The 15,686-nt window shown below is 42.3% G+C and carries 8 protein-coding genes; all 8 read right to left on the reverse strand.

Going from position 1 to position 15,686, the window contains the following annotated elements:
* Nucleotide 1: 1 nt before the first annotated feature.
* A complete protein-coding gene (locus GL182_RS11030; RefSeq protein WP_163379741.1) occupies nucleotides 2-3,340 on the reverse strand; it encodes a SusC/RagA family TonB-linked outer membrane protein in 3,339 nt (1,112 codons plus the stop codon).
* A gap of 174 nt (nucleotides 3,341-3,514) precedes the next feature.
* Nucleotides 3,515-4,603 (reverse strand): FecR family protein, encoded by a 1,089-nt coding sequence (locus GL182_RS11035; RefSeq protein ID WP_163379742.1) that lies wholly within the window; start codon nucleotides 4,601-4,603, stop codon nucleotides 3,515-3,517.
* A gap of 75 nt (nucleotides 4,604-4,678) precedes the next feature.
* Entirely contained in the window at nucleotides 4,679-5,299 is a 621-nt protein-coding gene (locus GL182_RS11040) for an RNA polymerase sigma factor (protein ID WP_163379743.1), read from the reverse strand.
* A gap of 690 nt (nucleotides 5,300-5,989) precedes the next feature.
* Complete coding sequence (locus tag GL182_RS11045; RefSeq protein WP_163379744.1) at nucleotides 5,990-7,615, reverse strand: sulfatase family protein; 1,626 nt, start codon at nucleotides 7,613-7,615, stop codon at nucleotides 5,990-5,992.
* Between the two features lie 57 nt (nucleotides 7,616-7,672).
* Complete coding sequence (locus GL182_RS11050) at nucleotides 7,673-9,232, reverse strand: sulfatase family protein (protein WP_163379745.1); 1,560 nt, start codon at nucleotides 9,230-9,232, stop codon at nucleotides 7,673-7,675.
* Nucleotides 9,233-9,287: 55 nt separating this feature from the next.
* Entirely contained in the window at nucleotides 9,288-10,628 is a 1,341-nt protein-coding gene (locus tag GL182_RS11055; RefSeq protein WP_163379746.1) for a sulfatase, read from the reverse strand.
* A gap of 11 nt (nucleotides 10,629-10,639) precedes the next feature.
* Nucleotides 10,640-12,145 (reverse strand): RagB/SusD family nutrient uptake outer membrane protein, encoded by a 1,506-nt coding sequence (locus GL182_RS11060; RefSeq protein WP_163379747.1) that lies wholly within the window; start codon nucleotides 12,143-12,145, stop codon nucleotides 10,640-10,642.
* A 39-nt stretch (nucleotides 12,146-12,184) separates the two neighbouring features.
* A complete protein-coding gene (locus GL182_RS11065) occupies nucleotides 12,185-15,550 on the reverse strand; it encodes a SusC/RagA family TonB-linked outer membrane protein (protein WP_163379748.1) in 3,366 nt (1,121 codons plus the stop codon).
* Nucleotides 15,551-15,686: the final 136 nt, after the last annotated feature.

The following is a 15,686-nucleotide window of genomic DNA, read 5'->3' on the forward strand; positions in this document are numbered from 1 at the left end:
GTTAAAATTGAACATTCAATCCCAAGGTAAAGGTCCTCATAACTGGTAGTCCTGCCACCAGCCCTGTTCCGGTTTCGGGATCCCATCCCTCCCAATTGGTCAGGGTAATCAGGTTTTTGGCACTTAGATTTACCTTCAGATTACTGACTTTCCATTTTTCGAGGAATCCAGGGTCAAAAGAATAGGCCAATGAAATATCTTGGAGTCTTATAAAACTTCTTTGGTCATAAGGTCTAGCTTCGAAACTTGATGGCGTATCCAATCTTCTGTATTTTGCATTGGGGTTTTCAGGCATCCAATAATCAAAAGGCATGGCATTGGAGTAGGTAAGTTGATCCCTTTTGAAAAAGGCTCCTGAAGCGTAGGGACTTCCGTCGGCATAATAGAAATCACTCCCCCCCTGAATGGAATTGATAAACACATAAAGGGATAGATTTTTATACTTTAGGGTATTTCCAATCCCAAACCGATAGGAGGGGTCCCGGTATCCAAGGATTTTCCTGTCATTCGGTGTAATGATACCATCATCATCCACATCATTTAACTTATAAGTTCCTGGAAAAAATCCTTGTGGGACTTCATCTTCCAGCTGCCACATACCGACCACCTCGTAATCAAAAACAACATTCTGAGGTTCTCCAATAAAAAGTTGGTTGGTAACAATATCATCTTCCACTCCATCATTATCATTGTCTACTCCTAAAATAGACTTAATTTGGTTTCTATTTCTGGTGAAATTTAGAGTAGACTGCCAGGAAAAATCTCCGGTTCTAACCAATTCCCCTGTGAGAGAAAATTCAATACCATAATTAAAAACTTCTCCGATATTAGTGGCAATATTAGAAAAACCAGTTGTTTGAGGAATCTGGATATTGTAAAGAATATCTTCGGTGTTATTGTTGTAATATTCTATATTCCCAAACAATCTGGAGTTCAACATATCAAAATCAACTCCTAAATTAAGTCCGGTAGTGGTCTCCCAGGCCAAATTTGGATTTGCCATGGTGGTAATCCATTGTCCAATAGTTGCCGATCCCCCGTCACCAAACACCCTGCTGGGGGCAGCGTTCATTCTTGCCTGGGTTTCATACCTTCCCACACCCCGCCTGGCAGTCTGCCCGTAAGAGGCCCTTACCTTAAGGAATTCTACAATATCGGCGGTAAAAAATCCTTCTTCACTAAGTACCCAGCCAAGGGCAACAGATGGGAAAATTCCAAATTTGTTGTTCTCTCCAAAACCAGAAAACCCATCCCTTCGTAGGGTAGCCGTTAATAAGTACCGATCCTTATAACCATAAAGGATTCTTCCCATACTATACAAACTCGTCTCTTCTTCAGCTCCTGAATTAATGACGTTCAGGGAGGGGTCACCTGCTTGCATTCGATGGAACCCCAAAGTAGGGTTTGCGAAATTTTGCGCAGCAGTGTTGGTGAAACTGGTTTGTATTTTTTCAACACCGTACAAAAAGGTCAAACTCAACCTATGGTCGTCTCGAAAGGTATTGTCATAACTAAAAATATTATCCAGAATATAACTGTAGTAATGATTGGAGTTTTTAAATCCTGAACCAGTAAAATTAGCCCCATGGGGGTCAAATTGATTGTGGGTATTGTTTCTGTAATTATGACCATAATTTACCCGATAATTAAAGCCCGGTAAAAATGGGAGTTTTACATCAAAATGGAAATTGCCAAATAGATTAATTCTTTTGTTTTCATCCTCTCTCTCAATCTGCATAAAAGGATTCAACCATGAACCCTCAGGTTGAGGGATAAATTCCCCATTTTCGTCATAAATGGGTGCAAAAGGCTGCAAATGAAATATATTTTGAACAGATGGGGAATGGCCTGAATAATCACTCGAGGTCAAAAAGGTCTCCATCCCAAAATGCAACCATTCCGTGATTTTGGTATCAAAGTTTGCTGTGAGATTTATTCTATTGAAAAGATCATTTTTTATAAAGCCTTTTTGATCTGTAATCCCAGCAGCTACAAAATACCCTGAATTTTCTGTCCTACCCCTTATGCTTAGGTCATGTGTGTGGATATGGCCATTTCCTGTAAACATTCCCCACCAATCATTATCCAAATCGTTTTGAAAGCCCTGTGAAAGATCATTGGTTTTCAAAAATGGGACAACCGTAAAGTCTGGGTTCGTTTGCAGATAATCTGGAGGCAGTCGGCTCTGTTCCCAATAAATATGAGGTAAAAATTCTTTGTTTTCAGCGGTATTCCTGGGCCGTATATTTTTTGTTGGCACTTGAACGGTATACTGGCCGGAATAATTGATAACAGGCTTACCCATATCAACTCCCTTTTTAGTAGTAAGCAATATAACACCATTTGCTGCCTGGGAGCCATAAATAGCCGCAGCACTCCCATCTTTCAGCACTTCTACTGACTGGATTTGGGCAGGGTTTATATCGATGATATTTCCCCGGTAAATTATGCCGTCGAGCACTATCAATGGGGCATTGTCTCCCGCACTGCTTGAAATCGTATTTTGTCCCCTCACTTCAATCCTTGGATCTTGACCGGATCGGGTGATGGCCCCTACGTTTAGTCCCGGTATCCGTCCTTGCAGCGACTGAAGCACACTGACATTCGGTAGTTCAAGTTGTTGTTCCACATCAACACTTGCAATGGCCCCGGTTAAATCCCTTTTTCGCACAGCTCCATACCCCACCACCACTACTTCTTCCAGCGATGCCTGATCTTCTACCAGCGTAATGGAAAAGTTACTTTGATTCCCCACCGTGATGCGCTGAGATTCATAGCCGATAAAGGAAACCAATAATACAGCTCCTTCCTCCGCATCCAAACTGAATTTTCCATCGATGTCGGTCGCCGTGCCTGTATTGGTTCCTTCTACCAGCACGGTAGCCCCGGGAATGGGCTCCCCGTTTTCATCGGTTACGGTTCCCCTTATTTCTACCGCTACGGTAGAAACGGACACAACGGGTTTCTCCTGTCCTTTTCGGTCCGCCTTTACATGGATATTATGGTTTATTTGCTTGAAATCCAATCCGGATTGTCGGGCTATCTCCACCAATACCTCATAAAGGCTTTGGTCCTTGTCCTCAACGAAAATGGGAGGCAAACTCCTGACTTCCTTTGTAAGATAAACAAAGGTGAAATCGGATACTCCTTCAATCTTCTTGAATGCATCCTTGACCGGGACTCCTTCCAGGGGCAGCCTGACCACCACCTCTTCTATACTTTTGATCTGGGCATTGCCATTCGAGGCAACTAAAAAGCCCATGGTCAAACACTGGAAAAGAAAAGCATAGGTAAATAATTTGCTCATGCGTATAACATGCCTAAGTATAAGATTTTTCATATCTTTACATGGTTTATTTTGGCTATTGTGTAAATGGTTGAATAAACGGGCATCGGGTACTGATTAGCGTCAAATGGCCCGATGTTTTACTACTTCCGAAGGTGTTACAGCACCTTCGGTTTTTTTTACTTTCAATCTGAATTAGTTTTCCATGGGCAGTGAAGTTTTGGTTTACTAGTTGAATGTTATGTTGACCTGGTCCTTTTCGATCCTGAAATCAAGCCCTGCCGTATAGCTCAGGCCTGCCAGCACGTTTTCCAGCGTCTCATTATGAAATTTCCCCGAAAGGCGCTTTCCGGGTTTCGGTTGGTTTTGAAAATGAAACCTGACCCCGTACCAGTTTTCCAAAGCCCTGATGGCTTCCGCCAACTTCGTATCCTCAAACACAATGGTTTTTCTAGTCCAGGCCAGGATGGCATCCTCATCAAATTTAGTCCTGGAAACCAGCATTTTATCCGGACTGATACTTATCGCCTCTTTTGGAGCCAATAAAATTTTTTCATCTATTGAATTTGGCAGCGCTATGGATACCTTTCCAGCAACCAGAGAAACCATTTGTTTTTCATCTTTATAGGCCATGATATTAAAGGAAGTACCCAAGGCAGTGGTATTGACTCCTCCTGCATTTACCGTAAAGGGCCGATCTGGGTCATGTGCCACTTCAAAAAAGGCTTCCCCTTCCAAAAAGACATCCCGAGCCTCTTTGAATCTACTCTCCTCATAGGATAAACTGCTTCCCGCATTTAGCATTACTCTTGTTCCATCAGCCAGGGAAATACTAGATTTTACACCTGGAGGGTTATTGAAAACGACCTTCTTCACGGGTTGGGGAATCTCTACCGTTGGTTCAGGAAGCGTATAGCGGCTCGTAAAAAAACCTACCCCCAATGCTATCAGCAATATGGAGGCAATTCGCCAAAAATAGCCTACCTGAAAAGAGTCCTGAGTACTGTTGGGCTTCTCTTTTACAACCCCTTGCCTGATAGGCACCACCTTTGTAAGTTGCTTTTGTTGGTCTTCTTTAGTGGTTTTGGTCTCTATATTGTCCCAGATCTCCTTATATTCCTTATCCTGAAGCGGGTATTGATTTGAAAACAACTCCAAAATAAGCTCCCTGGCCAGCTCCACATCCTTCACAGAGGTGGGATTATCGGACAAATACTGCTTCCAGATCTTATTACGTTCGGAACTTGGATTTAATACCCATTTCCTAAACTCCGGGTTTAGCACCAGGCCTTTGACTGTATCGTTGTAAATATCCATTTAGGCATGTTTTCATGGATAGGTGTCAAACAAACCAAAAATCTATCCTTTATTTTTGGACTATTTTCAAAAAAATTAATTGAAGTTGCTTAAAAGGGAAAAATAAAGTGAAATAAAGAGGATATAAAGTTTTCTTAACTTGCATAAGGCCTTCCAGCTCAGTGTATATACGGACTGAACATTGATCCCCATCAGCTTGGCAACCTGTTCATTGGGAAGGTTTTCGAAAAACACGTAGCGGATTACTTCCATCTGTCTGGGTGAAAGTTTGGAAAGGGCTTCTGACAATCTCCGGTTGTTGGCTTCTTCCGGATGGATGTGGATCATCCCAGACTCCGCTTCATTTTGATAATAAAGCGAATTTGCACCCAGTTCCTGATCGTTGGCATGTCTCTTTTTTTCTCTGGCCAATTCCTTTTTGATTTTATTGGAAAGGGCCTTAAAGACATAAACTTTCACATTTTTGACGGCTGCCCCGTTTCTCCTGTACCGCCAAATCTCGATAAAAAGTTCTTGAATGCAATCCTTGATCAGAGTCCGGTTAGGGACAATGGAAAGGCCAAAAGCCATCATTTCACTGGCAAATAGCGCATAAAGACCCTCTAAACCCGTTTTATCATCCTGCTGAATACGCATCCAGCAATCCTTGCTTTCAGCAACAGTCCTATCAACAATATGCGAATGAGGTTGGCTCACTTTTGAGTTAATTTGGGTTTACTATTCAATAGTAGAAAAAAATTTGGTAAGATACCAATATTATTTGTGGTAAAGTAGTTTTTTAAAAAAAGGAAGTACTTTTGATTCACCAAATAGGTTGTTTAGAAGGTTCACATGCAGGTCAAAAATGCTTAAACCCAAAAAAATAGATTATAGGAAAAGGAATGGCACGTCCAAGGCAATCATCCATCTTCACCGCTACTCATCATTTCATTTTATGGTTATTGTGCTTAAACTTTACATGCGCTGATTCCCGGCAGGACCTGCAATGAAATTGTTTACAAGGCCTGCCATCTATTCAATTCAATTTTGCATTTGAAAATTAAGTGGTCACTTATATTCTTAAAATTGGTAGCGGGTGTAATGGGCATATCAGAGCCACATTCCAATGGAGGCATAAGATTGGATATTAGTAAAACGCATTCCCTGAAAATACATAGAATCAAGGTACACGGTTTTTATTTTTGAATGTGGGTGAACAGAATAAATCCCCAACCCCAGGTCATCGGCCATGATCAGGATGATGTTGGGGGGATCTGGGGTTTGGCCAAAAGAACCAATGCTATTAAAACAAAAAATGAAGAAAGTATAAATTACTACTTCCATGTACTTCATATATATTACCTCTTTTCAATTATTTAAAATTGTTTAATCTTCGAAACTCCTAATTTACTGTTTTTCAGGATAACGGATCACTTCTACGTCATTTTGCTGGATGGGTCCAGGAGAGCTTCTACCTTCCGTTATGAGTTTTTCCAGAAGTTCCTCCAGCTGTTTTACCCGCTCGGGTTCCTGATCGGCCAGGTTTTGGGATTCACCTGGGTCAGCATCCAGGTTATAGAGTTGTACGGGCTGCTCGCTCTCCCCGGGTGTCCATCCACCAGATCCCGGACCTGCGATGTATTTCCAATTGCCATGGCGCAAACCAGGTAAGCCGCTTATCGAAGTGCTTACTGCATTTTGACGTACAGCCTGATTACCTCCCATTAACAAGGGAAGCAGGCTGAAGCTATCTTCGCCTGCATCGTCGGGAATCTCGGCTCCTATGATCTCTGCAATAGTCGCCATCAGATCAGCCTGATGAACCAACTGTTCAGAAGAACTCCCGGATTGTACTTTGCCAGGCCAACGTACTATAAAAGGGACACGATGTCCGCCTTCCCAAACGTCCGATTTATATCCCCGGAAAGGTCCGCTGGGATAGTGGCCTTTCTCTTCCATGGCGGCAACAGGAGGATGGGTACGGTCCCAGGGCCATGCTTTCATGCTCAGGTCATTGGCTTCCTCCGGGGTGGTATTACCCACATAGGGAGCACAACCGTTATCACTGGTAAAGACCAGCAGGGTATTTTCCATTACCCCACTTCTTTCCAATGCTTCGAGCACCCTGCCCACCACCGCATCAGTCTCCATCACCAAATCAGCATAAAGCGAAAGGTTGCTTTCACCCAACCATTCATTATTAACAGAAAGTGGTGTATGGGGTGATGTTAGGGAGAGGTACAGCAAAAAGGGATGGGAGGATTCCGCTTCCCGCTCAATATAAGCGGTCGACCGGGCAACCAAAGCAGGTAATATATCTTCAAGGGACCAAAGCTCACGTGCCGGTCCCTGCGTACTGGCATGGTTACGTCCAAATAAACGGGGAGCTCCGAATTCAGTGGGGATGCCTACAGTCCGGTCGTTTTCGATAAAACAATAGGGAGGCCAATTGGGGACCGCCGTTCCAAAATACTCATCAAACCCAACAGCCAAAGGTCCTCCCGGAATGGGAAGGGAAAAAACCTCTTGCCAGGCTTTGCGGTGCTCATCTGTGGCCCTAACATCTTTCTTTTCCGGCCGAAATAAATTCATCTGTCCATCAGGAATGGGCCATTCCCAGCCCAAATGCCATTTACCGATACAAGCAGTCTGGTATCCGTATTGCTGTGCCAATCCAGCAAAAGTTAGCCTTTCCGGGCTGATTAAAGGTTTTTCAAACAATCCTACAATTCCCTTCTGTAACCTACTACGCCAATGATACCGGCCTGTAAGCAGTGTGTATCGCGAGGGAGAACACACCCCCGATGAAGAATGAGCATCTGTAAAAGACATTCCTTCCGAAGCCAATCGGTCAATATGGGGAGTAGGTATTTTTCCCCTCTCCGGATTATAGGATTGGACGTCACCATAACCCAGGTCATCGGCATATATAATAACAATATTGGGAAGTTGTTTTTCTTTGTTTTCCAGGTTACAGGACAGAAAACCGGTAGCCACGAAAAGAAATGAAACGAAAATATTTTTTTTTAACATTTTTGACGCCTTAAGTTGGTACCATTTTATATACATCCTTTTTTGTTTCCAGTCAGATCAATCCGTCATCCAATAGAGTTGCTTCCAGGTTTCCGGTCCATCGTTTTTCTGAAGTGCTCCCGGAGTGCTCCTGCCATTTTGTACATAAGCAGTAAGGAGGGACTTCAACTCCTCCACTTTGCCCGGGTGGTTAGCGATAAGATTTTGCTCTTCTCCCGGATCACTGTCGAGATTATACAGTTGCATGGCTGGCAATCCTTCTAATTCTTCAGGGGTTCTCGGAAAACTCCAACCACCAGACCCCGGGCATAATATAAGTTTCCATTCGGCTTTTCTGATCGCGAAACTCCCATCTATGGAATGATGTACAGTTGCATCTCTCAATGGTTCAGGCTCATCAGTACTGGTCAATAGTGGTAAAAAACTAAAACTGTCTTCCCCTGCCTGTTCTGGTAATTTGTAATTAACAAGTTCTGCAACCGTTGCCATCAAATCGGTGGTACATATGGTGCTGGATGTGGTTTTCGCTTTCTTTATTTTTTCCGGCCAATGAACAATAAAAGGAACACGATGCCCTCCTTCGTATATATCGGCCTTATGACCCCGATAAATATAACTGGGATCATGATTTACCTTTTCAAGTTCGGGAAAACTGGCTTTTGGAGAGCAGCCATTATCACTAACAAAAATAAGAATGGTGTTTTCCAGTTCACCCTGGTTTTCCAGCGCTTGTATCACCTGGCCTACCACATCATCTACCTGAAGCATAAAATCCCCATACATATTGGTATTACTTTTCCCCATAAACTCAGTCGTGGGTAAAATCGGAGTATGCGGTGCAGGAAGGGCAAAATACAGGAAAAACGGGCCCGCAGTATTGGATTGGTCATGGATATAATTCACTGCTTTTTGGGTAAGGTGAGGCAATACCTGAACATGATCAAAATTACTTCCTGTTGGTCCTTCTCTCCAAAATCCCTTATCATCTACATTGACCGTAACCCTATCCGGAGCAGCCGTAATCCTATTGTTTTCCACATATACATAGGGGGGCATATCCAAAGAACCGCTAAATCCATAAGAATACGTAAATCCCAGGTCCATAGGACCATTTTCGATGGGCTGGGTGAAATCTACTTCAAAGTTATTGTTAAGGTTGTCTATTCCATGTGCATTTTCTTTAAATGTCCAATCCCATCCGAGATGCCATTTCCCAACAAAAGCGGTATGGTATCCTTTTTCCTGAAGCAGCTTTCCGACCGTAAGTCTATCGGTGGGTATCAGCGGTTTGGAATACCCCCCCAATACACCACTTTTTAAGGTGGATCGCCAATTGTACCTTCCGGTAAGGATCCCATAACGGGTAGGAGTGCATACTGCAGAACTGGTATGCGCATCAGTAAATTGCAATCCTCCTTTAATCAACCTGTCTATATTAGGGGTAATGATTTTGGAATCGGGATTATAAGCGGACACATCTCCAATCCCTAAATCATCCGCCAATATGTATACGATATTCGGATGGTCCGTCGAATTTGATGTTTGCCCATTGATTTGAAAACACAATAGCAAAAAAGCAATAGAATATAAAAACCGGAATTTTATTAATTTAAGCATGCTTGTTATTATTTGTTAACTGATAATTCTTTTAGTTACGCAGGTCTAAGAGGGATCAGGTCAGTATCGTTTCTTCATTTAAACCTGATTCCCATTCTTTATAAGCTTTATTTAATTCCTGAAAAATATCCGGATATTCATCGCTGACATCATTTAATTCCTGAACATCAGTTGACAGATTATATAAAGATGATTCCCCATCTATGATCAATAATTTCCATTGTCCCTTTCTTGCAGCAGCCTGATTTTTAAACCTCCAGAACACAGTCCTCGCTTCTTCCTCAATATCAGGGATGGGCCCATCAAATATTTCTGACATGTCCTTTCCGGACAAATCCTTTGGTACTTCCAAACCCATCAGGCTGGCGATAGTGGGAAATAAATCCATGGACAATACCAATGCATCAGATTCTCCGGGAGTAATTTTATCTTTCCAGGAGAAAATTGCCGGCACCCTGTGCCCTCCCTCATAAAGTTGACCTTTAAAGCCACTGTAAGGAGCATTTGATCCTACATTTTTAGTGCCTCCGTTATCTGAACAGAAAATTACAAGGGTTTGCTCTGCCAGCCGGTTCTTTTCCAAATATTCCATTAACTTTCCAACATTCTCATCCAATGATTCAATCATCTCCTTATAGGCAGCTGCTTTATCTTCACGGCTTCCCTGTATTTGAAAATTACCGCCAACCGTTCTATCTGCCTGATCATTGGGTCCCTGATAGGGATAATGTGGAGCTCCGTGGGCCAAATACAGAAAAAAAGGTTTATCAGCTTCTTTTTTTTCCAAAAACGCCATGGCATTATCGGATATCAGGTCAGTCAAATAACCGGTTTCCTTTTGAAGGCTTTGATTGATCCACCAATCTTCATATCCCTCTTGATCGATATGGCTGAAATAATCCACATTCCCACTCACGAATCCTTTAAATTGATCAAAGCCTTGTATATTGGGCCCAAATTCCGGCTCATAACCCAAATGCCATTTTCCATATATAGCTGTTGCATAGCCAGATTCTTTTAAATATTCCCCCAATGTAAGTTTATCGGGAGACATACCGCTCTTCCTATGGCTTTTGGCAGTTACAACTCCTTCTACTCCAGCTTCCTGAGGATAAAGGCCGGTTAAAAGAGCGGCCCGGGTCGGACTACACACCACCCCATTGGAATGGTAATCGGTGAGCCTTATCCCCGAAGCGGCCAGACGATCAATATTTGGGGTATGGACCGTAGAATTTCCATAACAGCCCAGGTCATTGAAACCCATATCATCAGCCATAATAAGCACTACATTGGGTAGGGTCCTTTCTGGGTTGTAATGGGCCTCCTTACTGGGTTGGGAATTACATCCCCAACCCAGTAAAGCCAATAGACCCATCCCATAAATGATTTTTCTCATATTGCCTTTCTTTAATATCCCGGGTTTTGTTCTCCCAATTGAGCATTATTTACAAATTCTATAGAAGGAAGCGGGTAAAGAAAATATTTCTTGCCCGTAATAGGATGGTCTATCAAGCGTTGTTGAGGGAAATTAAGTCCTGTAAATCCCATCTGGTTTTGAATGACTTCTCTAAGAATCCCATACCGGTTTAAATCAAAATACCTTTTGGTTTCAAAAGCCAACTCTATTCTTCTTTCATCCCGTAATCTATTCCTAAAAGCATCTTGATTAGGAAGGTCAACAGCATCAAGGGCAGGAAGACCGGCATTGATCCTGACCTGATTGAGCAATTCAAAAGCTTCCCCATCAGCCTGATAGCCGATTTCATTCAACGCCTCAGCCCGATTCAGTAAAATTTCAGCATACCTGATCAAGGGAAAATTCCAGGTACTTAACGATTGGGGATCATCCGTATTAAAATACTTATTGACAAAATTGAGGCTGCCATCTGGCTTGGAAGGATCTATGAAATTAGACAATCCATAATCCTGGACGATTACTGCTCTGCGGTTATCACCGGCTTCGAATAGTTGAATGATACCATTTCCTGAAGACAATCCTCCACCTTCACCATTTAAATTATCATCTGTTGGTAAAATGAAAGCCAAACCATTGAGGAAATCAGGTGGCGCAAAGGCAACGCTCTTGGAGGAGGTAGTTTGCCCTATTACCCCACCATATTGCACTTCAAAAAAAGAGGCTTCGCTATTTTCCTGGGAGCCATTAAAATGATCAGCATAATCCGCTAACAAGGAACCGGCACCAATGAGGCTACTGGTAACCTGGGAGACTTCATTCCACTCCTCCAATTCCAAATGTACAGCGGAAAGAAGTGCCATGGCCGAATATGTGGTTGGTCTGCCGTTTTCCATTCCTATACCACCGGAATAATTTTCTGGCAATAAGTTTATGGCATCGTTTAAATCAGATTTTATTTGGTTATAAATATCCAATAAACTTTCCCTTGGTAATTCAGCGTCCTCTCTTGTTTCTATTTCGTTGATAATTAAGGGTACTTCTCCAAATAACCTGACCAAATTAAAATAATACAAAGCCCTCATGAATTTAGCCTGACCTTCTATGGCGTTTTCCATTACAGGACCGGAGAAATCTTCGACCCTGGATATATTATCCAGGACAGTATTGGCACGGGTAATTCCAGTATAGTGCAAACCCCAGGTTGTTTCGATATAGCCTAAAGTTGGATCTACGTTAAAAATATCCGGCTCAGTTTCCTTCCTCCAGGTCCAGCCATCATCACTAGCCAGATCAGTAAGTTGAAACATTACGTTTTGATACAAAGGATTTAAAGGCTGGTAAACACCATTGACGGCAGTGATGATATTACTTTCTGTCGTAAACAGATCGGCCATAGGAACAAGGCCCTCAGGTGCTGGTTCCAGAATAGATTCGCAGCTCATGGAAAAAGCAGTTAATACTATTCCTATATTTTTGAAAATTTTATTGCTTTTCATCGTATTTTTGATTTCTAGTTTTATGGAAAATTAGAAAATTTAGAAGGTCACCTGGGCAGACAACGAAACCAATCTGGTTTGTGGATAAGGGGTATAATCTATTCCAGATGATAACAAACTGGTCCTGCTGGAAGCTTCCGGATCCAGTCCCGTGTAGTTAGTAAACATTAACAAATTGGTACCAGTCAAGGTTAGTTTGGTACTTTGAATGGACTTTCCAACAAACCATTCCAAGGGGAAATTATAGGATAAACTAAGATTTTTTAACCTAACAAAATCTCCCGTTTCCAAAAACCGGTCTGACACCATGGTTACAAGCGTGGTGGTATTTCCACCTTGTGAAGGCCTGGGAATTGTGCTACTTGGGTTTTCAGGTGTCCAGAAACCATTTACCTCGGCAAAGTTTTGAACAAAAGGCACTCCTCTGGCCAAAAGGTTTCTTGCCGTATTATAAACCTGGTATCCGCCGGCAAAATCAAAAAACACGGAAAGATTAAAATTCTTATAATTGAAAGTATTATCTATTCCTCCAAAATATTTTGGATGGGGATTTCCCACAAAGGTCTTGTCGCCTGCATCGAATACTCCATTTCCGTTATTGTCCTTGTACTTGGGATCTCCAGGTACTGCACCAGACCAGCTTGAGGCTTCATCTTCTTCTCCCAATTGCCAGACCCCATCATATTGCCACATGTAAAAGGATCCAACCGGATGTCCAGCCCTGGATAGATTGGCAGGTTGGTTAGAAAGAGGGATATTTTGTCCTGGAATTTCCAGTGACTCTCCAATAGAATTTGTACCTATATCCAATACTTCATTTTTATTAAATGAAATATTGAAATTGGTGCTCCAGGAAATTGCTCCAACAGTGTTTCTCGAATTGACTGAAAATTCGAAGCCGGAATTCAAAACCGAACCCAAATTCACAACAGGATCCTGTGCAACCCCTGCCGTTAGAGGAATGGGAGTTGAAACCAATAAATCCTGGGAAACACGATTATAATAATCTGCGGTAGCATAAATCCTTCCCTCCAAAATGGAAATGTCAATCCCTGCATCAAATTGTTTTGTACTTTCCCATTGTAAAAATGGATTTCCTATATTTTGGGGAGAATTTCCGATGACCAGACTGTTTCCAAATACATAGGGAGTGGATGCAGCCCGGGTTAGGAATGCAAAATTCCCAATTTCTTGATTTCCTGTAAGTCCATAACTGGTTCTTATTTTAAGGTCATCAATAAAATTGGAGGATTTAAGGAACTCCTCTTCTGATACCCTCCAGGCGATGGATCCGGACGGAAAAACGCCAAACCTTGTGGAGGGACCAAATTTTGAGGAGCCATCCCGCCTTACTGTTCCTGTTAATAGTAATTTATCATTATAGGAATAGTTTGCCCTGAAAAAGGAGGAAATTAATCCGGAACTTACCTTTGATCCATTGGCATTGAAGTTAATCTGGTTCGAGAGTTGATTTAAGGAATTATTGACCGTTCCTGAACCTGATATTGAATTGTTATTAAAGATAAACTGCTGGGCAGAAAATCCAGCTAATAATTTAAAATCATGGCTATTTATTCTTTTCTCATAATTTGCGGTAACATCGGATACCCAATTGATTTCCTGTCTATTGGGCACAGTAACGCTTCCTTCCGGGCGCGTGAATCTCCCAATTTGGTAAACCGGCATGTAAGTATAGCCACTGCCCAATATCAAATCCCCTCCAACATTAGCCGAAATGGTTAGATCATCCATGGGCTTGAAATCAAACCTGGTGTTTCCCATTAATCGGGTTACATCTTCCTCCCGGGTAGGCAACAAGAGATCTATCAAAGGATTATCATTGGCACCAAAATAAGGGGCAGCAGTTGTATTGATGGCGGTCAAATTGCCATTATCATCATATGCTGGCGTGTAGGAATGTTGAAAAGCCAAACTTCGGTATCCGGTGGATCCCCAGTTATCATTATTCTGAACATTCTGTTTTTGATGGCTTCCGGTCATATTCGTAGATACCTTTAACCACTTATTGATTTCAGAACTTACATTCAATCTTAAAAACCAGGTTTTTAAATCAGAGTTAATGAGCGTCCCTTTCCTGTCCAGATAGGAAACAGATCCTGAAAATTGGGTTTTTTCAGATCCTCCGCTAAAACCAAGATTGTAATTTTGCCTTACCCCTGTCTGAGTTCCCAGTTCCTGCCAATCGTTATCTACCTGCCAGGAAGGGTGACCAGGATCATCATATACGGAAATATTCCGGTTTGAATTTTTAAAAGCTTCTACAAACAAAGCCCTTTGCTCCTGTGAACTCATTACATCAAACCTTCGGGTGATTTCTTCTAAGCCAATATCTGCATTGAAGGTGAATTGAGTTTTACCTGCCTGACCCTTTTTGGTCGTGATGATGACTACGCCATTGGCAGCTCTTGCCCCGTATATTGCCGTTGCTGAGGCATCTTTAAGAATATCTATGGCTGTGATGTCTTTTGGATTGATGGTAGAAAAATCCGAACTGAAAAGCGGTACACCATCCACTACGATTAAGGGATCATTACTACCTGTTACAGATCCAATCCCTCTGATGTTGATAGAAAATTTTCCATTGAGGTCTCCTCCTGTTTGCCTCACCTGGACGCCACTGGCCCTTCCCTGCAATGCATCTTCAAAATTGGCCACAGGTCTGGATTGTAGAAGGTCTTCTGATACCGATGAAACAGAACCAGTAATATCAGCTTTTTTCTGCGTTCCATACCCCACCACCACTACTTCCTCTAACGAAGATTGATCCTCCATCAGGGTAATGGACAAGCTGCTTTGGTTTCCTACCGTAATCCGCTGAGATTCATAACCGATAAAGGAAACCAACAATACCGCTCCTTCCTCCGCATCCAGGCTGAATTGGCCCTCTATGTCCGTGGCTGTACCCGTATTGGTGCCTTCTATCAGAATGGTAGCACCCGGAATGGGATTCCCATTTTCATCTACCACCGTTCCGGTGATGGGCCTTAGCTCCACATCAGACATAACCTGAACCTTCGGTTGTTCCGTAGGGACAACATCGATGGTATGGTTCATCTGGCGAAAACCCAATTTTAACTGTTGACTGGCTGTTTTGAGGCGGTCTTCTACCGTGCCTGATTCCGTGTCAAATTGAATACGCTGGGATTTGTTCAGCTTTTTATTGTCGTAAGCAAACTTAAATGGTGTTTTCCCTTCTATTTCGTTAAAAAATTGCCGGACATTCATTGAAGAAGCCGATAAGCGGATGGTGACTTCCTCAATGCGCTTGTATTGGCCTTTTGCCTGCATGATACTGGCAAAATTGACCAGCAGCATTTGTAAAATTAAGCCATATAAAAAGCCTTTGGACAACATGAGTATTGCCTTTAGTAATTTATTTTTCATAATTTTGGATGTTTATTGGAATTTGATTTCAATAAGCCTGGTCTTTTGATGGCCCCATTCCCCAATGTACACCATCATCAGACCAGTCCTGAGCCGGTTGGTTTTTACCAGCCGGTTTTTTTATGGAGCGTGTATC

This window comes from Cyclobacterium sp. SYSU L10401 (assembly GCF_010993705.1).
In the GTDB taxonomy this organism is placed as follows: domain Bacteria; phylum Bacteroidota; class Bacteroidia; order Cytophagales; family Cyclobacteriaceae; genus Cyclobacterium.

Excerpts from the sequence above, each read along its gene's own strand:
- GL182_RS11030 (WP_163379741.1), bottom strand. The coding sequence starts at position 3,340 with ATGAAAAATCTTATACTTAGGCATGTTATACGCATGAGCAAATTATTT.
- GL182_RS11035 (WP_163379742.1), bottom strand. The coding sequence starts at position 4,603 with ATGGATATTTACAACGATACAGTCAAAGGCCTGGTGCTAAACCCGGAG.
- GL182_RS11045 (WP_163379744.1), bottom strand. The coding sequence starts at position 7,615 with ATGTTAAAAAAAAATATTTTCGTTTCATTTCTTTTCGTGGCTACCGGT.
- GL182_RS11050 (WP_163379745.1), bottom strand. The coding sequence starts at position 9,232 with ATGCTTAAATTAATAAAATTCCGGTTTTTATATTCTATTGCTTTTTTG.
- GL182_RS11055 (WP_163379746.1), bottom strand. The coding sequence starts at position 10,628 with ATGAGAAAAATCATTTATGGGATGGGTCTATTGGCTTTACTGGGTTGG.
- GL182_RS11060 (WP_163379747.1), bottom strand. The coding sequence starts at position 12,145 with ATGAAAAGCAATAAAATTTTCAAAAATATAGGAATAGTATTAACTGCT.
- GL182_RS11065 (WP_163379748.1), bottom strand. The coding sequence starts at position 15,550 with ATGAAAAATAAATTACTAAAGGCAATACTCATGTTGTCCAAAGGCTTT.